The 24879-nt window shown below is 59.7% G+C and carries 25 protein-coding genes and 4 tRNA genes; 19 read left to right on the forward strand and 10 right to left on the reverse strand.

The features are described from left to right. Positions 1-22 precede the first annotated feature (22 nt). The 6 genes from purF (at position 23) to BW992_RS16185 (ending at position 4090) form a co-directional block, all read left to right on the forward strand. Positions 23-1528 carry an amidophosphoribosyltransferase gene (purF, locus tag BW992_RS16160; protein WP_072392290.1) on the forward strand — a complete coding sequence of 502 codons (1506 nt, stop codon included), beginning with the start codon at positions 23-25 and terminating at the stop codon, positions 1526-1528. A 52-nt stretch (positions 1529-1580) separates the two neighbouring features. Then, positions 1581-2792 carry an O-succinylhomoserine sulfhydrylase gene (locus tag BW992_RS16165; protein WP_072430681.1) on the forward strand — a complete coding sequence of 404 codons (1212 nt, stop codon included), beginning with the start codon at positions 1581-1583 and terminating at the stop codon, positions 2790-2792. After that, complete coding sequence (locus BW992_RS16170) at positions 2789-3544, forward strand: SDR family oxidoreductase (RefSeq protein WP_072392297.1); 756 nt, start codon at positions 2789-2791, stop codon at positions 3542-3544. The genes BW992_RS16165 and BW992_RS16170 overlap by 4 nt, the downstream gene beginning before the upstream one ends. 168 nt (positions 3545-3712) lie before the next feature. Next, positions 3713-3788 (forward strand) — tRNA-Val (locus BW992_RS16175). 58 nt (positions 3789-3846) lie between these two features. Next, a tRNA-Asp gene (locus BW992_RS16180) sits at positions 3847-3923 on the forward strand. A gap of 90 nt (positions 3924-4013) precedes the next feature. Next, positions 4014-4090, forward strand: a tRNA-Asp gene (locus BW992_RS16185). A gap of 221 nt (positions 4091-4311) precedes the next feature. On the opposite strand, the gene BW992_RS16190 is transcribed toward BW992_RS16185, so the two are convergent. Further along, positions 4312-5595 carry an NAD(P)/FAD-dependent oxidoreductase gene (locus BW992_RS16190; RefSeq protein WP_076406579.1) on the reverse strand — a complete coding sequence of 428 codons (1284 nt, stop codon included), beginning with the start codon at positions 5593-5595 and terminating at the stop codon, positions 4312-4314. Between the two features lie 182 nt (positions 5596-5777). On the opposite strand from BW992_RS16190, the gene BW992_RS16195 reads away from it, so the two are divergent. Then, positions 5778-5854 (forward strand) — tRNA-Val (locus BW992_RS16195). A 389-nt stretch (positions 5855-6243) separates the two neighbouring features. Here BW992_RS16195 and BW992_RS27085 read toward each other — a convergent pair. Then, complete coding sequence (locus tag BW992_RS27085; RefSeq protein ID WP_165887429.1) at positions 6244-6405, reverse strand: hypothetical protein; 162 nt, start codon at positions 6403-6405, stop codon at positions 6244-6246. A 324-nt stretch (positions 6406-6729) separates the two neighbouring features. Between BW992_RS27085 and BW992_RS16200 the strand changes: the two genes are divergently transcribed. Together BW992_RS16200 and BW992_RS26935 are read left to right on the forward strand one after the other, a co-directional pair. Beyond that, entirely contained in the window at positions 6730-6930 is a 201-nt protein-coding gene (locus BW992_RS16200; protein WP_072392303.1) for a hypothetical protein, read from the forward strand. 394 nt (positions 6931-7324) lie between these two features. Next, complete coding sequence (locus BW992_RS26935; RefSeq protein WP_156682191.1) at positions 7325-7468, forward strand: hypothetical protein; 144 nt, start codon at positions 7325-7327, stop codon at positions 7466-7468. A gap of 286 nt (positions 7469-7754) precedes the next feature. Here the strand turns inward: BW992_RS26935 and BW992_RS16210 are convergent, their stop codons facing one another. Beyond that, positions 7755-8840: a type I restriction endonuclease gene (locus BW992_RS16210; RefSeq protein WP_072430679.1), complete on the reverse strand. Its 1086-nt coding sequence runs from the start codon at positions 8838-8840 to the stop codon at positions 7755-7757. A gap of 651 nt (positions 8841-9491) precedes the next feature. On the opposite strand from BW992_RS16210, the gene BW992_RS16215 reads away from it, so the two are divergent. After that, complete coding sequence (locus BW992_RS16215) at positions 9492-9803, forward strand: DUF2388 domain-containing protein (RefSeq protein WP_231991057.1); 312 nt, start codon at positions 9492-9494, stop codon at positions 9801-9803. A 16-nt stretch (positions 9804-9819) separates the two neighbouring features. Next, on the forward strand, positions 9820-9996 hold the full coding sequence (locus tag BW992_RS26940) for a hypothetical protein (RefSeq protein WP_156682192.1): 177 nt from the start codon (positions 9820-9822) through the stop codon (positions 9994-9996). A gap of 136 nt (positions 9997-10132) precedes the next feature. Here BW992_RS26940 and BW992_RS16220 read toward each other — a convergent pair whose 3' ends face one another. From BW992_RS16220 to BW992_RS16230, 3 genes are all read right to left on the reverse strand, one after another. After that, on the reverse strand, positions 10133-10564 hold the full coding sequence (locus tag BW992_RS16220) for an HD domain-containing protein (RefSeq protein ID WP_072392314.1): 432 nt from the start codon (positions 10562-10564) through the stop codon (positions 10133-10135). A 251-nt stretch (positions 10565-10815) separates the two neighbouring features. Beyond that, complete coding sequence (locus BW992_RS16225) at positions 10816-11022, reverse strand: hypothetical protein (protein ID WP_072392317.1); 207 nt, start codon at positions 11020-11022, stop codon at positions 10816-10818. A gap of 193 nt (positions 11023-11215) precedes the next feature. Continuing rightward, positions 11216-12430, reverse strand: coding sequence for an MFS transporter (locus BW992_RS16230; protein ID WP_072458166.1), 1215 nt, complete (start codon positions 12428-12430; stop codon positions 11216-11218). Between the two features lie 126 nt (positions 12431-12556). Here BW992_RS16230 and BW992_RS16235 point away from each other — a divergent pair, with 126 nt between their 5' ends. Beyond that, on the forward strand, positions 12557-13069 hold the full coding sequence (locus BW992_RS16235; protein ID WP_076406582.1) for an anti-virulence regulator CigR family protein: 513 nt from the start codon (positions 12557-12559) through the stop codon (positions 13067-13069). 47 nt (positions 13070-13116) lie between these two features. Here the strand turns inward: BW992_RS16235 and BW992_RS16240 are convergent, their stop codons facing one another. Further along, on the reverse strand, positions 13117-14961 hold the full coding sequence (locus BW992_RS16240; RefSeq protein WP_072392325.1) for a sigma-54-dependent Fis family transcriptional regulator: 1845 nt from the start codon (positions 14959-14961) through the stop codon (positions 13117-13119). Between the two features lie 353 nt (positions 14962-15314). On the opposite strand from BW992_RS16240, the gene BW992_RS16245 reads away from it, so the two are divergent. The 6 genes from BW992_RS16245 (at position 15315) to BW992_RS16270 (ending at position 21313) form a co-directional block, all read left to right on the forward strand. Then, positions 15315-16409, forward strand: coding sequence for an ABC transporter ATP-binding protein (locus BW992_RS16245; RefSeq protein ID WP_072392327.1), 1095 nt, complete (start codon positions 15315-15317; stop codon positions 16407-16409). Further along, positions 16409-17518: an ABC transporter ATP-binding protein gene (locus tag BW992_RS16250; RefSeq protein WP_072392331.1), complete on the forward strand. Its 1110-nt coding sequence runs from the start codon at positions 16409-16411 to the stop codon at positions 17516-17518. Before BW992_RS16245 ends, BW992_RS16250 begins: the two co-directional genes overlap by 1 nt. Further along, the gene (locus tag BW992_RS16255; RefSeq protein WP_072392335.1) at positions 17515-18381 is read left to right on the forward strand and encodes a carbohydrate ABC transporter permease; all 867 of its coding nucleotides are present in this window, start codon (positions 17515-17517) and stop codon (positions 18379-18381) included. Before BW992_RS16250 ends, BW992_RS16255 begins: the two co-directional genes overlap by 4 nt. 10 nt (positions 18382-18391) lie before the next feature. Beyond that, on the forward strand, positions 18392-19192 hold the full coding sequence (locus tag BW992_RS16260; RefSeq protein ID WP_072392338.1) for a carbohydrate ABC transporter permease: 801 nt from the start codon (positions 18392-18394) through the stop codon (positions 19190-19192). Positions 19193-19202: 10 nt separating this feature from the next. Next, positions 19203-19475 (forward strand): DUF2160 domain-containing protein, encoded by a 273-nt coding sequence (locus BW992_RS16265; protein ID WP_072392341.1) that lies wholly within the window; start codon positions 19203-19205, stop codon positions 19473-19475. A gap of 95 nt (positions 19476-19570) precedes the next feature. Continuing rightward, entirely contained in the window at positions 19571-21313 is a 1743-nt protein-coding gene (locus tag BW992_RS16270) for an ABC transporter substrate-binding protein (protein ID WP_072392344.1), read from the forward strand. A gap of 99 nt (positions 21314-21412) precedes the next feature. Here the strand turns inward: BW992_RS16270 and BW992_RS16275 are convergent, their stop codons facing one another. After that, entirely contained in the window at positions 21413-22354 is a 942-nt protein-coding gene (locus tag BW992_RS16275) for an alpha/beta hydrolase (RefSeq protein ID WP_076406585.1), read from the reverse strand. Between the two features lie 193 nt (positions 22355-22547). Here BW992_RS16275 and BW992_RS16280 point away from each other — a divergent pair, with 193 nt between their 5' ends. After that, the gene (locus BW992_RS16280; protein WP_072392350.1) at positions 22548-22775 is read left to right on the forward strand and encodes a hypothetical protein; all 228 of its coding nucleotides are present in this window, start codon (positions 22548-22550) and stop codon (positions 22773-22775) included. A 161-nt stretch (positions 22776-22936) separates the two neighbouring features. On the opposite strand, the gene BW992_RS16285 is transcribed toward BW992_RS16280, so the two are convergent. Both BW992_RS16285 and BW992_RS16290 read right to left on the reverse strand, forming a co-directional pair. Beyond that, positions 22937-23728, reverse strand: a complete 792-nt coding sequence (locus BW992_RS16285; protein WP_072430674.1) for a carbohydrate deacetylase — start codon at positions 23726-23728, stop codon at positions 22937-22939. After that, the gene (locus BW992_RS16290) at positions 23700-24878 is read right to left on the reverse strand and encodes a GNAT family N-acetyltransferase (RefSeq protein WP_072392356.1); all 1179 of its coding nucleotides are present in this window, start codon (positions 24876-24878) and stop codon (positions 23700-23702) included. Before BW992_RS16290 ends, BW992_RS16285 begins: the two co-directional genes overlap by 29 nt. Position 24879: the final 1 nt, after the last annotated feature.

Here is a 24879-nt window from a genome sequence, read left to right on the forward strand (position 1 = left end):
CATTAAGTAGGGGTTGCGTCGCATGTGTGGCATCGTCGGTATCGTCGGTAAGTCGAACGTCAATCAGGCGCTGTATGACGCGCTAACCGTGCTCCAGCACCGCGGCCAGGACGCTGCCGGTATCGTGACCAGCCATGACGGCCGGTTATTCCTGCGCAAGGACAATGGCCTGGTCCGTGACGTGTTCCATCAGCGCCACATGCAACGCCTGGTCGGCCACATGGGCATCGGTCATGTGCGCTATCCGACCGCCGGCAGCTCGACCTCGGCCGAAGCCCAGCCGTTCTACGTCAACTCGCCGTATGGCATCACCCTGGCGCATAACGGCAACCTGACCAACGTCGAGCAGTTGGCCAAGGAAATCTACGAATCGGACCTGCGCCACGTCAACACCAATTCCGACTCGGAAGTGATGCTCAACGTCTTCGCCCATGAGCTGGCCCAGCGTGGCAAGCTGCAGCCTACCGAAGAAGACGTGTTCGCCGCCGTGACCGAAGTGCACAACCGTTGTGTCGGTGGCTACACCGTGGTGGCGATGATCACCGGCTACGGCATCGTCGGCTTCCGCGACCCCCATGGCATCCGTCCGATCGTGTTCGGCCAGCGTCACACCGACGAAGGCGTCGAGTACATGATCGCTTCCGAAAGCGTATCCCTGGACGTGCTGGGCTTCACCCTGATCCGCGACCTGGCTCCGGGCGAGGCGGTCTACATCACCGAAGACGGCAAGTTGTTCACCCGTCAGTGCGCGACCAACCCGACCCTGACGCCGTGCATCTTCGAACACGTCTACCTGGCGCGTCCGGACTCCATCATCGACGGCATCTCGGTCTACAAGGCCCGCCTGCGCATGGGTGAGAAGCTGGCCGAGAAGATCCTGCGCGAGCGCCCGGACCACGACATCGACGTGGTGATCCCTATCCCGGACACCAGCCGCACCGCGGCCCTGGAGCTGGCGAACCACCTGGGCGTCAAGTTCCGCGAAGGCTTCGTGAAGAACCGCTACATCGGTCGCACCTTCATCATGCCGGGCCAGGCCGCGCGGAAAAAATCCGTACGCCAGAAGCTCAACGCCATCGAACTGGAATTCCGCGGCAAGAACGTCATGCTGGTGGACGACTCCATCGTGCGTGGCACCACTTGCAAGCAGATCATTCAGATGGCCCGCGAAGCCGGCGCCAAGAATGTGTATTTCTGCTCGGCGGCCCCGGCCGTGCGTTACCCGAACGTCTATGGCATCGACATGCCGAGCGCCCATGAGCTGATCGCCCACAACCGCACCACCCAGGAAGTCGCCGACCTGATCGGCGCCGACTGGCTGATCTACCAGGACCTGCCGGACCTGATCGAAGCGGTAGGCGGCGGCAAGATCAAGATCGAGCAGTTCGACTGCGCGGTATTCGATGGCAAGTACGTCACCGGTGATGTCGACGAGGCATACCTGAACAAGATCGAAAGCGCCCGCAACGATGCATCCAAGGCCAAGACCCAGGCGGTCAGCGCGATCATCGATCTGTATAACAACTGAGTGACGAACCGGCCCCGAGGGGCCGGTTTGCGTTTAACCGAGGAGTGGCAGCATGAGTCAGGATTGGGATGCCGGTCGGCTGGACAGCGACCTTGAAGGCGTAGCGTTCGACACCCTGGCGGTTCGCGCCGGTCAGCACCGCACGCCGGAAGCCGAGCACGGCGATCCGATGTTCTTCACCTCCAGCTATGTATTCCGTACCGCTGCCGATGCGGCGGCGCGGTTTGCCGGCGAAGTGCCCGGCAACGTCTATTCACGTTACACCAACCCCACCGTGCGGGCGTTCGAAGAGCGCATCGCCGCCCTCGAAGGCGCCGAGCAAGCGGTTGCCACCGCCACCGGCATGGCGGCGATCATGGCGGTGGTCATGAGCCTGTGCAGCGCCGGCGACCACGTACTGGTGTCGCGCAGCGTCTTTGGCTCCACCATCAGCCTGTTCGAGAAGTACTTCAAGCGCTTCGGCGTGGAAGTCGACTACGTGCCCCTGGCGGACCTGTCCGCCTGGGATGCGGCGATCAAGGCCAACACGAAGCTCTTGTTCGTCGAATCGCCCTCCAACCCATTGGCCGAGCTGGTGGACATTGCCGCCCTGGCGGAGATCGCGCACGCCAAGGGCGCCATGCTGGTGGTGGATAACTGCTTCTGCACCCCGGCGTTGCAACAACCGCTGAAGCTGGGGGCGGACGTGGTGGTGCATTCGGCCACCAAGTTCATCGATGGCCAGGGGCGTTGCATGGGCGGCGTGGTGGCCGGTCGCAGCGAGCAGATGAAGGAAGTCGTGGGCTTCCTGCGCACTGCCGGGCCGACCCTCAGCCCGTTCAACGCCTGGATCTTCCTCAAGGGCCTGGAAACCCTCGGCCTGCGCATGAAGGCGCATTGCGCCAACGCCCAGGCCCTGGCCGAGTGGCTGGAGCAGCAGGACGGTATCGAGAAGGTGCATTACGCCGGCCTCAAGAGCCATCCGCAGCACGACCTGGCCGTGCGCCAGCAACGGGGGTTCGGTGCGGTGGTGAGTTTCGAGGTCAAGGGCGGCAAGGAGGGCGCCTGGCGCTTCATCGACGCGACCCGGTTGATTTCCATCACCGCCAACCTGGGCGACAGCAAGACCACCATCACCCATCCGAGCACCACCTCCCACGGTCGCCTCTCGCCCCAGGAGCGTGAGGCGGCGGGCATCCGTGACAGCCTGATCCGCATCGCGGTGGGCCTGGAAGACGTGGCGGACCTGCAAGCCGATCTGGCTCGTGGGTTGGCGGCCTTGTGATCGAAGGCACTCATGGCCGGGTCGCACTCGTAACGGGTGCCGCCCGGGGCATCGGCCTCGGCATTGCGGCCTGGCTGATCTGTGAGGGCTGGCAGGTGGTCCTGACCGACCTGGATCGCGAGCGCGGCTCCCGGGTGGCCAAGGCCCTGGGGGATGGCGCCTGGTTCATTGGCATGGATGTGGCGGACGAGGCGCAAGTGGCGACGGGCATCGCCGAAGTCCTCGGGCAATTCGGACGGCTCGATGCGCTGGTGTGCAACGCAGCCATTGCCGACCCGCACAACATCACCCTGGAAAGCCTCGACCTGGCCTACTGGAACCGGGTCCTGGCGGTGAACCTGGGCGGCCCGATGCTGCTGGCCAAGCACTGTGCGCCTTACCTGCGCGCTCACAACGGCGCCATCGTCAACCTGGCCTCGACCCGCGCCGCGCAATCGGAGCCCGATACCGAGGCCTACGCGGCGAGCAAGGGCGGCTTGCTGGCCCTGACCCACGCTTTGGCGATCAGTCTGGGGCCGGAAATCCGCGTCAATGCCGTCAGCCCTGGCTGGATCGACGCCCGCGACCCGTCCCAGCGCCGCGCGCAGCCGCTGACCGACGCCGATCACGCCCAGCATCCGGCGGGCAGGGTAGGGACGGTCGAGGACGTGGCGGCAATGGTGGCATGGCTGCTGTCGCGTAACGCCGGTTTCGTCACGGGCCAGGAGTTCGTGGTGGACGGCGGCATGACCAAGAAAATGATTTATGAATGAACAGCAGCCACAAGTCGCGAGCTACAAGCGGCAAGTGGTTATGCGGTGTTGGGGCTTGCGAGTTGCCGCTCGAAGCGTGCAGCTCGAAGCTGTTTTTGAAAAAAATCCAACCCTGCTATTGACTTAGCTTCGGCACCTGCGTAAATTTCGCGGCCTCAGCGAAGCAAAGGGTGATTAGCTCAGCCGGGAGAGCGTCTGCCTTACAAGCAGAATGTCGGCGGTTCGATCCCGTCATCACCCACCATGTTCCATGAGAGTCTTGCGAAAGCAAGATGGAAGCCGTCAAAAGCCTCCACCGACGCGCAGCGGTAGTTCAGTCGGTTAGAATACCGGCCTGTCACGCCGGGGGTCGCGGGTTCGAGTCCCGTCCGCTGCGCCATATTTACCGAGTCAGGTCAGCCTGGTTCGAGATCGAGGCTTCAAAGGCCCTGGTCAGACGAGTTAACTGGACGCAAGTCCATAGCGATACGCAGCGGTAGTTCAGTCGGTTAGAATACCGGCCTGTCACGCCGGGGGTCGCGGGTTCGAGTCCCGTCCGCTGCGCCATATCTGCTTCGAGGCCCACTGAACGCCTTGAAGCCAGGAAGAAAGCCGTACAGCGGACTTCTGATCGATAGCAAAGACCCTGGTCGAAAGACCGGGGTTTTTTTGTTTCTGGTGTAACGATATTGCGAAGATCGGAACAAGCCCGTGATAAGCGAGCTTGCTCCCGCTGGGCTGCGAAGCAGCCCTTGCTTGCTGAGTTGGCAAGACTCAGGGGGCGAGCCTCAGAACCCCAATCTATCCCGCAGCCCGTAATACCACGCACCCATCGCCGCAAACGGCGTGCGCAACAGCTGGCCGCCAGGGAACGGGTAGTGGGGCAGATCGGCAAATGCATCAAAACGCTCAGCCTGACCACGCAGCGCCTCGGCCAGGACCTTGCCTGCCAGGTGCGTGTACGTCACGCCATGGCCGCTGCAGCCCTGGGAGTAGTAGATGTTGTCGCCCAGACGCCCCACCTGTGGAAGACGCGACAACGTCAGCAGGAAATTTCCGGTCCATGCGTAATCGATCTTCACATCCTTGAGCTGGGGGAAGGCCTTGAGCATCTTCGGACGGATGATCGCTTCGATGTTCGCCGGATCCCTCGCGCCATACACTACGCCGCCGCCGAAGATCAGGCGCTTGTCGCCTGTCAGTCGGTAATAGTCCAACAGGTAGTTGCAGTCCTCGACGCAATAATCCTGGGGCAACAGGCTGTGGGCCAACTCTTCCCCCAGAGGCTCGGTGGTGATCACCTGGGTGCCGCAAGGCATCGACTTGGACGCCAGCTCCGGCACCAGATTGCCCAGGTAGGCATTGCCCGCCACGATGATGAACTTGGCCCTGACCTTGCCTTGTGGCGTATGCACCACCGGGCTTGCACCGCGTTCGATGCGCACCGCCGGCGATTGTTCATGAATGACCCCGCCAAGGGACTCCACCGCAGCGGCTTCGCCCAACGCCAGATTGAGGGGATGGATATGCCCGCCGCTCATGTCCAGCATGCCACCCACGTACTCTTCGCACGCCACCACTTCGCGAATGCGGCGTTGATCCAGCAGCTCCAGCTGGGTATGGCCGAAACGCTCCCATAGACGTTTCTGCGATTCCAGATGCCCCATCTGTTTAGCGGTAAGGGCTGCGAAGACGCCACCGTCCTTCAAGTCGCACTGGATCTGATACTTCGCCACCCGCTCACGAATGATCCGACCGCCCTCGAAGGCCATGTTGCCCAGCAATTGTGCCTGCTGCGGCCCGACACTGCGTTCGATCACATCGATGTCGCGGCTGTAGCTGTTGACGATCTGCCCGCCGTTGCGACCCGATGCGCCAAACCCCACCTTCGCGGCCTCGACAATCGTGACCTTGAAGCCGTTCTCCAGCAAAAACAGGGCAGAGGACAGGCCGGTATAGCCAGCGCCGATCACACACACGTCGGTTTCGACGTCACCTTGCAGGGCCGGGCGCGACGCAGCCGCGTTGGCCGATGCGGCGTAGTAAGACGCTGGATAAGGAGTGTTCGCCATTCTGCAACCTCTGTTTTATATTTTTTACGAATGCGCCGATCCTACCCGAGATAAAAATCCGCCGCCAGCCACCGCAAATACTTCATTGCCCCGGCGAAATTAAATATTTTGCATATTCATAGGGTTAGGTGAAAAAAGGTGTTGACACCCCTTCGGAATTCCGTAGAATGCCGCCTCACAGCAGGCACGTAGCTCAGTTGGTTAGAGCACCACCTTGACATGGTGGGGGTCGTTGGTTCGAGTCCAATCGCGCCTACCAAACAAAATCCGCTCTGCTGGGCGGTCTAGAAGGGTCAACCGAGAGGTTGGCCCTTTTTTGTTTGCCGCTGGCAAAAGTCCAGTCCCATCCAGCCGCTCTGGCTCGGCGCAACAATCCCAACAAACTCCTCCCTCTGCGAATAGACAGAAAAGTGGCGTAGGCGCTGTTCCGTCATTCTTTAGCCGTGAGCGACTATAGGGGGGCCGTGGCACCGTAACGCTGGTTGATAGGTGGCTTCTTTTCGACAGTGGCGTACGTAGAGACTGGAAAGAGCTCATCGAACGGTGCAAGTCACGGAGGGGAACTATCGAGTAGCGATGGTGAAGGCTTGCGTTGAACCTGGATCCCGAGAAAAAGCCCGGCGCACCGGGCCTGATCGGGGCCAATTTTCAGCGGGAAATTTCTTTCTCTGTCACGCCGACGGCTGATCTTTCCCTGCGTCTGCGAAGCCAGCTATAGAGTGCATGCACGGGGTGCAGAAATGCCGCAAGCACGGCCACCAGCATGACGATGAAGATGATGATCAGTGGGACGCTTTCGTGCGAGAACATGGTGGTCACTCCTGTAGTCACTATGTTGGAACCCGCAGGGTAGACGCATCGGACCTTGCTTGCGGTGAACGAATGTTCATCATGGGACGCTTGATTTGTGCTAAGGCAGGGCTCGAAGAGTGATTGGGTCGAGTATGCAGTCCCAGCGTCGTCACGATGGAAAGCTCCGTATCGGCGAGAACCCGTGTAATGTTCGAGCGTGAGGCGCTCGTGGGGGAGGGAGTGAAGGTTGGCTGCTTGCCGGCTTGGACATCCGCATGGTGTTCTGTTGTTGTGTATTCGCATTGAAGCGGGTGACGCAACACCCTGGAGATAGGTTGATCAATGCCAAAGAAACATCAGGAAAGCAAAGCAGTGACGGCTGCTGATATCGAGCGCTCTATCCAGGCGCTTAATATCATGGCGGAACGCCTCTGGGGCGATGGGCGGGAAGCGGAGGCGAAAGCTCTGCTCAATGCCCTGGATGCCTTAAACAGGGCACTGGATCGGATCAGGATTGGAGAGAGTCGCAGGGTTCTTCATTGAACGGAAAAGGCAGGGTTCTCCTGTAAAAGACTGACCGCTTCGTCAGCTTCTTGACCCGGCTAGTCCTGGGTAGACTTCGCAGGTTGGCTGGATTGGCCGGTCATCTACATGGATTTGGAAATTATGGATAATCCTGCACCTCTGGTTAGGAATATCTCACGCTCGGTCCTGGCAACCTCGCCGTGATCTACTGCCTTTTTCGTACATTCAAAAAATGCCTGCTGGCTGGTCGGCGAGGGCTGGAGCCAAGCCAGAATGGCCGATATCGCGCTCATTAGTCGGCTCCACCTGCTTGCTGCTGGCAATCGCCGGCCTGTTGCTATGGCGGCGTAGCGCAAAGTCATCCTGGGTCCTGTTGGGGGCATTGCTCCTGGGGCTGACATTGATTCCGATCATGCTGCCTGACATCTTCCATATGCCGGCCAGCCTTTACATCCAGCTTGCCTGGTGCCTGCTGCCGGTTATCCTGCAAGCCGTTCTGCTGGTTGCGGTATGGGGCTATAGCCTGCGGTTGCGTAAATCCGGTTATCTGAAATAGAGCTTTCAACTTCGAAGCCCAGCCTATCCCGCTGGGCTTTTTCGTTATGGCTGGCAGGGGTGGCAGAATGGGGCAGGAGCGTCGTATGGACAGAATGTCTCTGGCGTTTTCCCGTTAGAAATCCCTTGGAACCAAAAAACGTTGATAGGTAGCTGGTTACCCAAGTTTAAGCACTTCCGTTGCTCGCTACGACATGCGCGCACAATAAGATGGGGGGCAAATGACGGTTACGAGATGAGCCAATAGCAACGAACTCGAAACGAGCTCTGCCCCCATAGTTTTCGTATCAGGCTTGTCCTTGATAAAAGGTGATCGTCTCTTTTAAAGAGTCCGAGAACCCGTAAATATCGTCAAGCGAGCTTATCGGGTGACGCGTTTCGTTCTTGTCTTTATCGAAGACGCCTAAATACTTTTGCGTTCTATTGAAATGCAACCTTGCGATTGGTTTTCGATTGTTGTCATCCAATAGAATTCCGAAATAACTTTGTGTATCTCGGTGTGCGATCCGCTTTGCATCAATAACTGTACGCACTATCGCTTTTATTATATGGAATCCTTCGAGTTCTTCCATGGTAGTGAGAACTCTATCTTCTGGTACATCATTAGCATCCGGTTGGGTTTCGGATACTACAACTTCGGCCGGAGTAGGAAGGGGTACGCCACTGATTGCAGATTTCAATCGATCATTTATCTGATCGTTCAGGAACTGAGCAGCGGCTTTTTTTGTAAGCAGTGCAAACTGTTCTCTTACCTTCTGGGTAATCGCGCCTTCGTAGATCCGTGAAGCAAAGAAACGCACGAAATCATCGTCGGGCTGAGTTAGTTGTGAGGCCATTTCTCTTTTGATCTGTCCTACATATTTCAGCTCGCCAGCTGCATTGATAATCGATTCAACGTCGAATGCTGATTTCGTAAGTTTTTGCAGCTCGGGAATAACGTGCTCGTCAATGTCTAAAAGATCTATTTCTAAAAATGGTTTTTCATCCATTTTGTTAGGAGCGTCTAGGTCGGTGAAAAATCTATAGAATCTGCCGTTTGTCAGGATTGAAATTCTAGCGGTTGTGACGTGGAAGTATCTGAATAGTTGGCTGGCGTGGTTTATGTTTAAGGGTTCGCCAATTTTCTTGGTTTCAATAAGAATTTGAATTTGGCCGTTCTTTAGTATTGCGTAATCAATTTTTTCGCCTTTTTTGGTACCAATGTCACATACATATTCGGGCACGACTTCAGATGGATCGAAAACATCGTAGCCAAGCACTGTATGGATGAAGGGCATTACAAACGCGGTTTTAGTTGCTTCTTCCGTTTGGATCGTTGACGCTAACTGACTCACCTTTGCCGACATCGCATTCAAGCGCTCTAAAAATTCCATTTTCCTGGCTCCACTGCAGATTCGCCCGATTGGGCTGATGGAGGCCTAACGCTACTACTTGTTAGCTGTGTTCGAATACTGTGTTTTTATCCACGCTGGATACACATGCAGCTAGAAAGGCTTGTACAGCGATCATAGTGAAAGCCTCGTAAATCTGTTACCAAGTTGAACCGCCGATACTATTCAGTGGCCAAAACCCTTATCCACCCCAGAGGACACTGCAATGGCCGATGAAAAGCAAAAAGACCCGCCCAAGAACGACACCCCTGCGCATTCCACAGAGCAGGAACGTGAGCGTCTGAAGGATTTCAACAAGGACGGTATTCCACCGGGGGCGTGCTGATCTGGTGATCTGGCATGCTTCGTAATGTTTGAGGCGGTCCCTCCAATGGGGTGGCAGACGGTCGAAAATGTCTTGCTTCGATGAAGGAGCGGTGCGCGCGTCCTCAATATTCATCTCAGGTCCTTGGGGGACCGTTAGCAAGTCATGGACGTGCTAAAGGCATTGTCTGGGATACGGCGCAAGGGCGTCTCCCTGCCGCGCGGGTTGCAGTCCTTCGGGCCGAGCTTTTGTTTCCAACCGTATCTCGCTTTGTTACCGTGACGGCCTTTTGCATGCAGGGAAGAACAGAAGAGATGGTTCCATTAAGAATGCTGGCAATTGCCATTTGGGCATTGCTCAGCGCTGAGGCGCGAGCGTGGTATGTCGAAAATCCGGTCGAGAGAGCGTTGACCGCTACGACGCTGGTGCCGACTATGATCGTTGGCGCAACGACGGCCTTCACCGTAGATGGGCCGGCCATATTCAAGTCCGCCAAGAGTGATGCGATTGTATTCATCGGATCAGATGGCGAGATCAGAGGGGCGCATTTTGAGCAGGCCTCCCGTTACTATCGAGCGACCCACAGCTTGCCTCTGATGTCAGATCGGCAACTGGCCCGAGTGATCGTAACGTCTTACTGACCGATTCTCACCTCCCATGCTCAAGCGTCTCATGCTTGGCGACGCCTCACACTTTTCGCAGAGCCTGGCTGAAAATGTTCTGGACTCGTTCGACCTGCCGCTCAGCCTCTTCGCCGATACGCTGTTCCTGCCCCGTACCGTCTTTACTCGTCTTGGTTCATCCGCAACAGTATTCAGCGAATATCAGCGGTGAATTCTTTGGCAGTGGCTTCGGTACGTTCACATTGGCCTGATGCCGTGAAGCAGAAGTAATCCCGCTGTCGGGTGGGGAAGCCCTGGCATATCAGCCGGGGCTTTCTTCGCCCGTGCTGGGAGGCTCCGGTTTTTCTCTAGACGCTCGTTAAAGCCGTCAGATACTCCACGGCCTTGCGATATTTCTCTACCCGCTCCAGGTCTTTCGGTCCGGGCCTGTCGATCCGTGACAAATCGCTGTTTTCCGCAAGATCGGCCAGTTTCACTCGACGAGCCAGGGGATTGCGGGCAGCCCGTTCGATGAAGATTTGGTAAGGCTCGCCTTCGTGCCTGGTGAGAGACTCGATGGCGGCGAGGATCGTTTCGCTGAAGCCATCCTTGCGCAGATCGGCGATGCTCACCCGGGTGTCTTCGATCACATCGTGCAATACCGCGACGATCCGTTCGTCCTCATGGGCCAGGCGCCGCATGACGTTCAACGGATGCAGGATGTAAGGCGCGCCGCCTTTGTCGGTCTGCCCTTCATGGGCCAGAGCGGCAATCGATATAGCCTTTTCAAGTGTGCTCACGACCTTTCCCTCGTCCGCTTTCGATTGTTGCCGGTAAGCGAGAATGTCATGCCTTTTCGACGATTACACCCCGGGACCGTCGGGCTCGTCATTCATCTGAGGTGTCTGCACAGGGACGGCGCCTGATACAGAGGGCGCATTGCACTTGATTGTTGTTCGAGGGAATGAATCCTGGCCGGACGAGACCGAACCACTGCCCAGTCGCCCGCGCAAAAGCGGGCGATGGCTTCCTCAATAGCCAGCCTCGGCAATCAGGCCACGCAGCCAATTCCCTCCGCGAAGCCATGTTCCTGCACCGCGGCCATGAAGTGCAGTGGCATGTCCTGTTTCACTTCGATGGCCGGCATTTCAAAGCCGCCCACGATTTGTCCCTGAAGCCCACTCAGCCGTATCGACTCTTCTTCCTTTGCCTTTGCCATTCTCGCGTGGTTCGCTGCGATTTCGTTGAGAGTTGACACGGTACATCTCCGATGACTGACCAAGCGGTAATTAAAGGCCGCCGCGTCAGGGTTACGTCGTCCTGAGGCTGCCATGCCAGGTCGGTGCAAGCCTTGAGCCAGACGTGGCGGCTGACGGTGCATGCGGTTCCATTCACGACGAATGGTACGCACGCACAAATTCATACCGGTCACAGATGAATATTTGAAGACGTCAGCCGTCCGTGTCGACCCCGTAGCCCTGCGGGCTGCCTTCCCTGTGGCTGAACAACACCAGTACCGCCAGGCCTGTCAGGCTGGTGGCGAGGGCCAGCAGCAGGATCACCTGGCGGGTGCCGAGTGGCGCGGCCAGCAACGCGACCAGCAGGCCCGCCAGGGGTTGCGACAGATTGTTGAGCAGGGTGATGACGCCGACGGTCTTGCCGAAGTCCTGGGGCGGAATGATTTTCTGGCGGACACTGCGCATGTACACGTTAAACATCTTGTCGAAACCGACGATCAGCAGGAAACCAACCACATAGCCCCACGCGGATGGGCTGAGCGCGGTGATGAACGCGCCTGCGGCGATCAGGCTGTAGGACAGGACTCCCAGCAATTTCAGGGGCAAGGTGGCGCGGGCCAGGAAGAACAGGATGAGAATGGTGGTCACGGCTCCGGCGGCTTGCAGTCCGGCATAGTCATCCTTCGTGGCGTCGTATTGACCGATCGCCATGGCGGCGGAAGTGGCGAGGGTGACACCGATGACCAGATTGACCCCGGCTGCCAGGCAGATGAGTTTTTTCAGCTGGGTGAGTTTGCCGATGTGGCCCAAAGCAATGCGCAGCGGGCTCAGCCATGCGTCGTAGCGTTGTTCGAAGATTTGCAGCGTGACCGGGCTGCTCCGCTGCCAGGACAGCATCGCCAGGTCCGCCAGCAGGAACAGGCCGGCAATCGCCAGCACTACCCAATGCCACGCCCATGCCTCGAGCATCAGCGCTGCCACCAGCGGGCCCAGTACCAGCCCGGCCTGGTCGGCGATCTGCGAATAGGACAGGGTCTTGGCATAGGTGTACTGCTTGAAAATGTAGGGCATCACCACTTCACGGGCCATGATGCCCTGGGTGGTCAGCACGCCGCACAAGGCGGACAACGCGACGATCCAGTAGATCCCGCCAAAGAGCCCGTAGAGTCCCACGCCGACGATGCACGCCACGGCGCGATAGACCTGGCTGATGTGCAGGATACGAATCGGCGAGAATCTATCGCACAGCGCGCCGCAGATCGGGAACGACAAGTAACGCGGCAAGGCTTCGGCGAAGAAGGCCAGGCCCGCCCAGGACGCACTGCCGGTGGTCTGGAACACCATCAGCGGGACGATGAACAGGAGGATCTGGTCGGCCAGCCGGGAAAGAAACAATGAGACGAAAAAGGCCAGGTAATCCTTGCGCATGAAGCTCCTTGGTGACTGTGACAGCGGTTATCCGGTCCAGGCAAGCGACGCACAGTGTGATATGGAACTAATATCACCGTTAGTCTCTATATCTTTACAGGCAAACCCCTTCTTGAGAGAACGGCCATGTTCAAATCGCGTTCGTTGATTGCTGCAGTTACCTGTTTCGCCCTGGCGGCGGGCCCTGGCATTGTTGTCGCGGACCCGGGCAACGGCAAGGGAAACGCTCAATTCGATCAAGGTCCCGGTCAAGGGCAGGGAGGCAAAGGCGGGCAGGGCAACAAGGGCGGTCAAGGAAATCCCGGCCACAAGGACAATCAGGGCGGCAAGGGAAACCAGGGAGGTGGCGGCGGCGATTGGCACAACGGCCCGAGCATCGACCGTAGCGGCATCCTGGGGGTGATTGGCGGTTATCGCGATTATTGGAGCCCCGGCCCGGCGTTGCCACCCGGCATCCAGAAGAACCTGGCCCGGGGCAAGCCGCTGCCGCCGGGTATCGCCAAGAAGCTCGATGGCCGGCTGCTGGGGCATCTGCCGCACTATGACGGATATGAGTGGCAGCAGGTGGGCACTGATCTGATCCTGGTGGCGATCGCCAGCGGCATCATCTATGAAGTGCTCAGCGGCGCGTTCGACTGACCCTTTGCCTCAGCGACATGGCAGCCTCTTCGGAGGCTGCCTTCGTATCAGCCTTCAAGTTGTCGCAGGCGTTTGTACAGGGTGTTGCGGCTGACGCCCAGCCGTCGCGCCAGGTGTGAAATGTTCCCGCCCACCGCCTGCAACTGACGGTTCAGGTCCTCGGCATCGTTCAGGTCCACCGCCAGGGGCTCCGGCTGTTCCACGGGTTCCATTTCCAGGTCGACAAAAAAGTCGTCCGGCAGATGTTCGGGTCGGATCGGCTGTTCCTCGGCCATGGCGAGGGCCACCTGCAATACGCTGCTGACCTGTCGCAGGTTGCCCGGCCACGGATGGCGCTCGAAGAGTTCCAGCACCTCGCGGCTCAGGCCGGCCCACTGGGTCGGTTCGCGATGATGTTCCCAGAGCCGCTTGAACAGGGCCTGCTTGTCGCTGCGCTCCCGCAGGGGCGGCAGCTCCAGGGTCAGGCCGCCGATGCGGTAGTAGAGGTCTTCGCGGAACCGGCCCAGTTGCACCTGTTCGCGCAGGGAGCGGTTGGTGGCGGAAATGATGCGGATGTCCACCGGGAACAGCTCGGCGCTGCCCACCGGTTGCACGCAGCGTTCCTGCAACACCCGCAGCAGCCGGGCCTGGGTTGGGAGCGGCATGTCGCCGATTTCGTCGAGGAACAGCGTGCCGCGGTCGGCCTTGCGGATCAGGCCGATGCTGCCCTTCTGGTTGGCGCCGGTGAAGGCGCCTTTTTCGTAGCCGAACAGCTCCGATTCCACCAGCTCGGCGGGGATCGCCGCGCAGTTGACCGCGATGAACGGTTGCTTGCAACGGGAGCTGGCCTGGTGCAGGGCTTTGACGAAGACTTCCTTGCCCACGCCCGTTTCGCCGTGGATCAGCAGCGGAATGTCTTTTTCCAGCAGGCGCTCGGCCTGGCGCACGGCTTTTTCCACGCGACTGTCACCAAAATGCAGGGTGTTGAGGCTGATGGCGTTGCCGGCGGGCGCCGGCGCAGGTGTCGGCTCGGCAAACACGCGCGGCTTGATCGACAACTGGCTCGGACGCTTGAGCATGCACTGGAAACGATTGCGCCCGGCCGCCTGCAAGGAAAACGGCAGGCCGTCGGGTTGGTTCAGCAGGTCCAGCAGCGACACCTTGAACAGGCTTTCGATGCTGACCCGGGACAGGCTCAGCCCCAGCAGGTTGTCGGCCCGGCGGTTGGCGGAAAGCACCTGGCCGGTCTCATCGAAAATCAGCAGGCCGGCCCACTGGCTGTCGAGGTTGTTCAACCCGGTGTTGAACGTCAGCTGGAAATGCTCACCGCGAAACAGGTTGAGGATCAGCCGGTTCTCCACGGTCTGGCTCATCATCTTGACCATGCCCAGGGTGTGGGAGGGCGGCAGGTAGCTGTCGCTGGAGACATCCAGCACCGCGATGACCTTGCGCTCGGCATCGAAGATCGGCGCGGCGGAACCGGTCATGAAACGGTTGGCCTTGAGAAAGTGTTCATCGTGTTCGATGTGCACCGCCTGTTCACAGGCCAGCGCCGTGCCGATGGCGTTGGTGCCGGTGCAGCGTTCCATCCAGCTCGCTCCGGCGCTGAAACCATGGGCCAGTTTCGGCTCGATGAAACGCTGGGTACCCCAGGACGTCAGCACCTGGCCCTGGTTGTCCGCCAGCATGATCAGGCAATTGGAGTTGCTCAGGATGTTCTCGTAGTACGGCAGGACTTCCTGGTGAGTGGTCTGCACCAGGGAATGCTGGCTCTCCAGCAACTGGGCGACGCCCTCGGCGGGCAGCGGGTCGAAGGAGGGCACGCTCTGATGGTCGAGGCCGAAGGCACGGCAACGGGACCAGGAGGCCTGGATGATGGCGTCATGGGACAAGACTGGGGCAGGTGCGGCCATGGGGCACTCTCGCAGGAGCTGTTTATTATTGTTGTGGTAAGTCTCGCACAGACTCCTTGTGCGGGGGCAGGCCTGAATAGCACGTAATACACAGCCCCTTGTGGGAGCGGGCGCCCACAGGGATCGAAGTCAGGCCAACCGAAAGCGTTCATTCAGTGTTGTTCAAAATTGTTCATTGTCAACCGGCGAATTGTTCAGTTGTTCAGTTCTGGTTGTTCATTTCTGTTCATCAACGAACGTATTTTTCCCGCGATTATTGAGAAAAACCCACTACATCAACGTGTTGTGATTCCTGGCACGGCTTTCGCTTTCAAGCTTCGGTCGCTTGACTCCAAAAATAAAAAGGCCGAGCCATGTCATTAACGCTTGAGCACATCTGTCGCACCGTCGAAGGCCAGACCTGGATCGACGATGCCAACCTGAATTTCGAACCCGGATCCTTCAACGTCCTGCTGGGGCGCACCCTGTCCGGCAAGACCAGCCTGATGCGGCTGATGGCCGGCCTGGACAAGCCCGACAGCGGGCGCATCCTGATGAACGGCGTCGACGTGACCCACCGCCCGGTGCGGTTGCGCAATGTGTCGATGGTCTATCAGCAGTTCATCAACTACCCGACCATGACGGTATTCGAAAACATCGCCTCGCCCCTGCGCCAGGCCGGTGTGGCCGACGAGGTGATCCAGGACAAGGTGCTGGAAACCGCCCGGATGCTGCGCATCGAAAAATTCCTCAAACGCCATCCGCTGGAGTTGTCCGGGGGCCAGCAGCAGCGCACGGCCATGGCACGGGCCCTGGTCAAGGACGCCGAACTGATCCTGTTCGACGAACCGCTGGTGAACCTGGACTACAAGCTGCGCGAGGAACTGCGCCAGGAGATGCGCGAACTGTTCCAGGCCCGCCACACCATTGCTGTCTATGCCACCACCGAGCCCAACGAGGCCCTGGCCCTGGGTGGCACCACCACGATCCTGCACGAGGGCCGGGTGATCCAGAGCGGCAAGTCGTCGTCGGTCTATCACCAGCCGCAGACTGTCCTGGCCGCCGAATTGTTTTCCGAGCCGCCCATCAACCTCATGCCTGGTCGTATCGCCGGCAATGAAGTGAGCTTCGCCAATTTCGTGCACTTTCCGCTGAACGTCGACCTGCGTCCGGTGGGCGAGGGTGAGTTCCGGTTTGGCGTGCGCCCCAGCCATATCTCCCTGGTGCCGAGCAACGACGATGACCTGGAGTTGGCGGTGACCGTCGAGGTGGCGGAGATCAGCGGCTCGGAAACGTTCCTGCATGTTCGCAACGAGCATTTCCTCCTGGTGCTGCACTTGCCGGGAGTGCATGAGTACGACGTGGACGCGCCGATCCGCATCTACATTCCGACCCACAAACTGTTTGTCTTCGATGCCTCGGGCAAGTTGGTCCAGGCTCCCGGCCAGCGTATCGCGAGGGTTGCCTGATGGCTGAAATACGTTTGCAGAACCTCGCCCACAGCTACACCAGCACACCGGCGGGCCCAGAGGACTACGCGATCCGCGAGATGAACCACATCTGGGAGCAGGGCGGTGCCTATGCGCTGCTCGGCCCGTCAGGGTGCGGCAAGTCCACCTTGCTCAACATCATTTCCGGGTTGCTCAGCCCGTCCGAGGGCCAGGTGCTGTTCGACAGCAAGGTGGTCAACGAGCTGAGCCCGGAGCGGCGCAACATCGCCCAGGTGTTCCAGTTCCCGGTGGTGTACGACACCATGACGGTGTTCGACAACCTGGCGTTCCCCCTGCGTAACCAGGGTATGGCCGAGGCGAAGATCCACACCAAGGTGCAAGAGATCGCCGAGGTCCTGGACCTGCAGAACCTGCTGGACAAAAAGGCCCGCAACCTCACCGCCGACGAGAAGCAGAAAGTCTCCATGGGCCGTGGGCTGGTGCGCGACGACGTGTCGGCGATCCTGTTCGACGAGCCGCTGACGGTGATCGACCCGCACCTGAAATGGAAACTGCGGCGCAAGCTCAAGCAGATCCATGAGCAGTTCAACATCACCATGGTCTACGTCACCCACGATCAGTTGGAGGCGTCCACCTTCGCCGACAAGATCGCGGTGATGTACGGCGGCCAGATCGTGCAGTTCGGCACGCCCCGGGAATTGTTCGAGCGCCCCGGCCATACCTTCGTCGGCTACTTCATCGGCAGCCCGGGCATGAACCTGATCGAGGTGACCGCCCAACCGGGTGGCGTCGGTTTCGCATCCACCCATCTGCCCCTTTCCGACACCTTGCAGCGTCGGGTCGCCGAAGCGCAGGGCAAGCGCCTGAAAGTCGGTATCCGGCCGGAGTTCGTCCATGTCTGGGACGGCCCCTACGACGATGCGATGCGGGCCGAGGTGGTACACGTCGAAGACCTGGGCACCTACAAGATCATGACCCTCAACCTCGACGGCGCGCCGCTGAAGGTACGCCTGGCCGAAGACAAGCCTGTGCCGGAGGGTACGGCCTATATCAGTTTCCCGGCGCAATGGCTGATGGTCTACGCCGATGAATACCTGCTGGAACCGTTGAGCGAGGTGCAGCGATGAACAAGGTGCAGAACAACAAGGCCTGGTGGCTGGTATTGCCGGTGTTCCTGCTGGTGGCTTTCAGTGCCGTGATCCCGATGATGACCGTGGTCAACTACTCGGTGCAGGACATTTTCGACCAGTCCAGCCGCTACTTCGTCGGTGCCGACTGGTACAGGCAGGTGCTGATGGACCCGCGCCTGCACGACTCGCTGTTGCGCCAGTTCATCTACTCGGCCTGCGTGCTGCTGATCGAGATTCCCCTGGGCATCGCCATCGCGTTGACCATGCCGACCAAGGGCAAGTGGTCGTCCCTGGTGCTGATCATCCTGGCGATTCCGCTGCTGATCCCGTGGAACGTGGTGGGCACCATCTGGCAGATCTTCGGCCGCGCCGACATCGGCCTGCTGGGGTCCGTCCTGAACAACCTGGGGATCAACTATAACTACGCGGCCAACACCATGGATGCCTGGGTCACGGTGCTGGTGATGGATGTCTGGCATTGGACGTCCCTGGTGGCGCTGCTGTGCTATTCGGGGCTGCGGGCGATTCCGGACGTGTATTACCAGGCCGCGCGGATCGACCGGGCGTCCAATTGGGCGGTGTTCCGGCACATCCAGTTGCCGAAGATGAAGAGCGTGCTGCTGATCGCGGTGATGCTGCGCTTCATGGACAGCTTCATGATCTACACCGAACCGTTCGTGCTTACCGGCGGCGGGCCGGGCAACGCCACCACGTTCCTCAGCCAGACCCTGACGCAAATGGCCATCGGCCAGTTCGACCTCGGCCCGGCGGCGGCGTTCTCCCTGGTGTACTTCCTGATCATCCTGTTGGTGTCGTGGCTGTTCTATACCGCCATGACTCATTCCGACGCCAACCGTTGAGGCCCGTGCGATGAGCAAGAGAAAGCTGATTCCGTTGCTGATCTACATCCTGTTCCTGCTGGTGCCCATCTACTGGCTGCTGAACATGTCGTTCAAGAGCAATACCGAGATCCTCGGCAGCCTGACCCTGTGGCCCCAGGATTTCACCTTCCACAACTACAAGGTGATCTTCACCGACCCGAGCTGGTACACCGGTTACCTGAACTCGCTGTACTACGTCAGCCTGAACACGGTGATTTCCCTGTGCGTGGCCCTGCCGGCGGCCTATGCGTTTTCCCGCTACCGCTTCCTGGGGGACAAGCACCTGTTCTTCTGGCTGCTCACCAACCGCATGGCACCACCGGCGGTGTTCCTGTTGCCGTTCTTCCAGTTGTACTCGTCCATCGGACTGTTCGACACCCATATCGCCGTGGCCCTGGCCCATTGCCTGTTCAACGTGCCGCTGGCGGTGTGGATCCTCGAAGGCTTCATGTCCGGGGTGCCGAAAGAAATCGACGAGACCGCCTACATTGACGGCTACAGTTTCCCCAAGTTCTTCGCCAAGATCTTCATCCCGTTGATCGGCTCCGGCATCGGCGTCACGGCGTTTTTCTGCTTCATGTTTTCCTGGGTCGAACTGTTGCTGGCCCGCACGCTCACCTCGGTGAATGCCAAGCCGATCGCGGCGGTGATGACCCGCACCGTGTCGGCCTCCGGCATCGACTGGGGCGTGCTGGCGGCGGCGGGGGTATTGACTATCCTGCCGGGCATGCTGGTGATCTGGTTCGTTCGCAACCACGTGGCCAAGGGCTTTGCCCTGGGCCGGGTCTGAGGAGTCGATGATGGAATGGATGAACTGGACCGTCCCTACGGCGGCCTTCTTTGGCGTCATTGCCCTGTTGCTGGCGGGCATGACCACGTGGGAAATGCGTTCGCCGAGTATTCCCCGGCGAGGTTTCCTGCCGATTGCCACCACCCGTGGCGATCGGTTGTTTATCGGTCTTCTCGGTAGCGCCTACCTGCACCTGCTGGTGATCGGCGCGACCGACTGGAGCATCTGGATAGCGTTCGCGTTGTCTTTGGTGTGGCTGTTGGCAGTGATGCGGTGGGGCTAAGTGGCCTGTGTGGCTAATTGGTGCAGTCAGATTAACCGTACAGGCCACGTCGAAGGTTCGACGATCAGGCTCTTAAACCCAAACAGGAGGTCTCTATGTTCGATAAAAACAATAAGCTGCGACATAGCGTTTCATTGGCAGCCATGCTGGCACTCAGCGGGCTGAGCGCTGCGGCCTGGGCCGACGCCTATGAAGACGCCGCGAAAAAATGGATCGGCAGTGAATTCAAGCCGTCAACCCTGACAGCCGAGCAGCAACTTGAAGAGCTCAAGTGGTTCATCAAGGCGTCCGAGCCGTTTCGCGGCATGAAAATCAACGTGGTGTCGGAAACCATCGCCACCCACGAATATGAATCCAAGGTGCTGGCCAAGGCGTTCTCCGAAATCACGGGCATCCAGCTGACCCACGACCTGTTGCAGGAAGGCGACGTGGTGGAGAAGCTGCAGACCCAGATGCAGTCCGACAAGAACATCTACGACGGCTGGGTCAACGACTCCGACCTGATCGGTACGCACTTCCGCTACGGCAAGACCGAGTCGATCACCGACCTGATGGCCAACGAAGGCAAGAACTTCACCTCGCCGACCCTGGACCTCAAGGACTTCATCGGCATCTCCTTCACCACCGCGCCGGACGGCAAGCTCTATCAACTGCCCGACCAGCAGTTCGCCAACCTGTACTGGTTCCGCGCCGACTGGTTCGAGCGTCCGGACCTGAAGGCCAAGTTCAAGGAAAAGTACGGCTATGAGCTGGGCGTACCGGTGAACTGGTCGGCCTATGAGGACATCGCCAAGTTCTTCTCCGAGGACGTCAAGGAGATCGACGGCAAGCGCGTCTACGGCCACATGGACTACGGCAAGAAAGACCCGTCCCTGGGCTGGCGCTTCACCGATGCCTGGTTCTCCATGGCCGGCGGCGGCGACAAGGGACTGCCCAACGGCTTGCCGGTGGACGAGTGGGGCATTCGCGTCGAGAACTGCCATCCGGTGGGCTCCAGCGTGACCCGCGGCGGCGATACCAACGGGCCGGCGGCCGTGTTCGCCACCACCAAGTATGTGGACTGGATGAAGAAGTACGCACCACCGGAAGCGGCGGGCATGACCTTCTCCGAATCCGGCCCGGTGCCCTCCCAGGGCAACATCGCCCAGCAGATCTTCTGGTACACCGCCTTTACCGCCGACATGACCAAGCCGGGCCTGCCGGTGGTGAATGCCGATGGCACGCCGAAATGGCGCATGGCGCCGTCGCCACGCGGTCCGTACTGGGAAGAAGGCATGAAGCTGGGGTATCAGGACGTGGGTTCCTGGACCTTCATGAAGTCCACGCCTGAGAAACAGCGCCTGGCCGCCTGGCTCTATGCGCAGTTCGTGACGTCCAAGACGGTGTCGCTGAAGAAGACCATCGTTGGCCTGACGCCGATTCGCGAATCGGACATCAACTCCCAGGCGATGACCGACCTGGCGCCGAAACTCGGTGGCCTGGTGGAGTTCTACCGCAGCCCGGCCCGCGTGCAATGGTCGCCTACCGGGACCAACGTACCGGACTACCCACGCCTGGCACAGTTGTGGTGGAGCCATATCGCCGAAGCGGCCAGCGGCGAGAAAACCCCGCAACAGGCCCTCGACGGCCTGGCCAAGGACCAGGACGCGATCATGACGCGCCTGGAACGCTCCAAGGCCCAGGCCACCTGCGCACCGAAAATGAACCCCGAGCGCGACGCGCAATACTGGTTCGACCAGCCGGGCGCACCGAAGCCGAAACTGGCGAACGAGAAGCCTAAAGGCGAAACGGTGAGTTACACCGAACTGCTGAAATCCTGGGAGGCGGCACGCAAGTAAAACGGCATCGCCCATGAACGAACGGCACCGAAAGGTGCCGTTTCTGTTTGTGTGCCACAGGTTGGATGCAACGCCACAGACACCCCAAGTGGTCGTGGATCAACCCGCTTTGGCCGGGCTGGCCTGGGCGTTTCCGGCCACGGGCGACGGTGCGCTTTTGAGCAACGCATCCAGCGCCTGCCGGTACGTCCGGCCCGCCAGGCTCATGCTGTTGTTATGCGTGGCGCCCGGTACCAACAGCAGACGCTTGGGTTCGCGGGCGGCGTTGAACAATTGTTCGCTGAAGCGTGGCGGCACGTAGCGGTCGGCAGCGCCGTGGACCACCAGCAGCGGCATATTGATCTCGCCGATCTTGTCGATGGAGTCGAATTTCTGCGACAGCAGCCAGCGCACCGGCAGGGAGGTGTTCGCCATGGCGGTGGCGACATCCCCCAGGGACGTGAAGGTCGATTCGATCACCAGGCCTCGAGCGGGCACCGGTTTGCCATGTCTTGCCGCCTCCTGACCCAGTTCCGCGGCAAGATCCACCGCGACGGCGCCACCCAGGGAATGGCCGTAGATCAGCCGCAGGGCCGGGTCGGGTTGCAACACCTCGAGACGCTCCCAGGCGATTCTTGCATCTTCGTAGACGCTGGCTTCGCAGGGCAGGTCCCCCTGGCTTTTGCCGAAGCCACGGTAGTCGATCGCCAGAACCGAATAGCCCAGCGCCCGCAATTGCTGGATGCGCAACAGCTGCCCGGTCAGGTTCCAGCGCACGCCGTGCAGGTACAGGATCGCCGGTGCGTCCCGGCGCTCGGCCGGCCACCACCAGCCGTGGATATTTTCCCCGGCCTTGAAGTTCCTGGGCTTGAGATCGAATTCCTGGACACCGCTGGGCAGGCCGCTGAACCAGCTCGCCGTGCCCGGTTCGATGCGGAACACCAGTTCGCGCTCCTTGTGCTGCAACACCCCACAGCCCACCGGTAGCCCTACCGCCATCGCGGCCATGAAAAACCAGGCCAGCCAGCGTTGCCTGAGGCGAGAGAGTAAGGATGAAGGCATCGGCGCGATTCGCTACTCGGAACGGAAACTTGCCTTTTAGCAGATTCCTGGGAGGGCCCGCAGGGATTTCGGACGGTTTGCCCATGGTGAGGGAATCTGCCGCGCCAGCCTGTCTCAGGAGGCAACCCGATCGAACTCTCGCCGTTTCGCCCCACTCGAAACTCAATACTCACCCATATCGAGGAACGATGCCATGACGAGCGAGCATTCCAAGGGGCAGGCCCAGGCCGGCAACGCTGCGCCAGCGAAGGACGCTACCGGCGAGCCGGTGGATGTGGTGGAGCGCGATATTCGCCACCCCGATCCGACCACCGACAAGGTGGATAAGACGATCACCCCCAAATCTATCAAGAGCCACGAGCAGGATGCCGAGAAATTGCGGGACAAAGCCACGGACGTGGAGAAAAAGCTCAACCGATAACCGGGTCGTCAATTTTTTCAAGCAGCTTATGAACGACACCGCCTCAGGGTTCGGAACGTGTGCACCGGGTATCTCAACGACAAGGGCGCGATGCCTGAGAATCTTGTGAGACGGGCGTAGCTCGATCTCACAAGATAAAGGCTTTCATACCAGAGGTGTCATTACGCATCCTCAAGCTGGACGGGTTCGAGCATTCGTTCAGTTTTGCCATACCCCACCTTGGGCACCCCCGCCAGGCGCTGATGCAGTATCTTGCTCAATGAGCAACCAGGAGGCAGGTAGCTATCGCCGAAGTCCCCTTTCAGCTGCGTCGGATGAGTGATCACTTCCAACAAACCGTATTGCGGTGCCGCGGTGTGTTGCAAGTCGGCCGACGTGCAGACGTAGTCAGCCGTCGCGCCGCATAGACGACGCAGGCGGCGGTTGAGCAGGGTCTTGAAGATACGCTTGGCTACATTCAGGTTCGCCCCAACGTTGCGTGCCAGGCGAATGGGCACACCTTGCTGCGCAGCGAAGCGCGCAACCAGTTCGCCGATGGGCCAGATGTTGTGTACATGCTGATGAGAGTCCAGGTGGCTTGGACGCAAACCGTGATCCAGGCAGTGCTGCCATTGCGCCTGAAGTTCGCCCTCGATTGCCGCCAGGTCTTTCGAGCCCAGGCGCAGGCAATAGCGCGACAGGCTGAAATCGAACTGGCCGTGCGCATCGCAAAATGCCCGACGCGATTTTATGGCCTGGCTCAACGGCCACCCATGGCTGAGATTGAAATGCAGGCCGACGCGTCCTTTGAGGCGCGGCCGTCGGGACAGGACACACGCCTGTTTGAAGCCCGGCATATTGGCCATTATGGTGGCGGAACTGATGAGACCTGCTTCGAAGGCTCGAACGATTATCATGTTTTCACTGACGCACAGTCCGAAGTCGTCAGCGTTGATGATCACTTGGCGCGGCATGGGGAATCTCCTTTTCCTTGGGGATAGAAGGTGAATCTGTCGCTTTGGTTTTTTGTGGTGCTTTTTTACGAAGCCAGGGTTTAAGACTTTTCCAGAGACGCAAGGCAAGCCCGAGGACCAGGCCATCGGGTTGCCAGGAATAAAAACTCCAACGCCAATGCTCCAGTTGTCCGGTCATGCGTTCGTGCAATTGATGACTGGAGTTATCGAGACTGACCCGTGACGCATCGATCCACCGCCAGTTTTCCTCCAGTCCCCAGCGGATCCATTCCTCAAGCAATACCCGGCCACTGCCCAAGTCCGAATGCTGCGGCAGGAACGCCAGGTTGTAGTCGTACAGTCGACCTTGATCCAACAGACCGAGGCGATAGCTGATGCACTCGCCATCCAGCTCCAGCATCACTACCCGTACCAGGCCCTGGGCGGCGAGGGCGGTAAAGGCGTGGTTCATCCATTGCCGACGCATGGCGTCAGCGAAGATGCCGACACCTTCCTCGCCTTTCCAGCTGGCGGCCTCGACATCGGCAAGTGCCCGCAGCACCTGTCCCATGCTGATAGCATCCGGGGTCACTCGGCGGATCTGGGCACCGCAGGCGGCGATTCGCTTGCGCGCCCGGCGCAACTTGTAGCGTGGATCACCGGAAATTTCCTGATGATCGCTGTCGCTGATCAGGTGCACCGGCACCCGGCAACTCAGGCGCCGCTCGCCCGTGGAGCTCATGGCCATCCAGGCACTGAGCACGCTTTCTTCCCCGACCGGTTCGGTCAGCTCATTGAATTGCAGCAGTGCGTGGGGCAGGTGCTGGCGAATCTGCGTCAACGCCTGTGCCATGCCTTCGGCATCCAGGCGCACCAGCAGCGCGATGCGGTCGGCCAATGGATAACCCAGGTGGCGCAGTACCCGGAAGCGCAACCCGCCGATACGCTCAAGTCCTGATATCAGGGGCAGGCAAAGGCACAAGGTCTGATCCTGCCAGCCCAGCAGCACATGTAATTGCTGCTCGGGCGACAAGGCGAACTCCGCCGCTTGCAGCCAGGCCAGGGTATTGAACGGTGTCGCGTCGGCCACCCGGGTTCGCAGCTGTTCATAAGCTGTCGCGGGAAAATCCTCTGCGCCCAGGGAGCTACACCATTGGAACCGGATCGCCATG

Source organism: Pseudomonas sp. 7SR1, assembly GCF_900156465.1.
Classification (GTDB): domain Bacteria; phylum Pseudomonadota; class Gammaproteobacteria; order Pseudomonadales; family Pseudomonadaceae; genus Aquipseudomonas.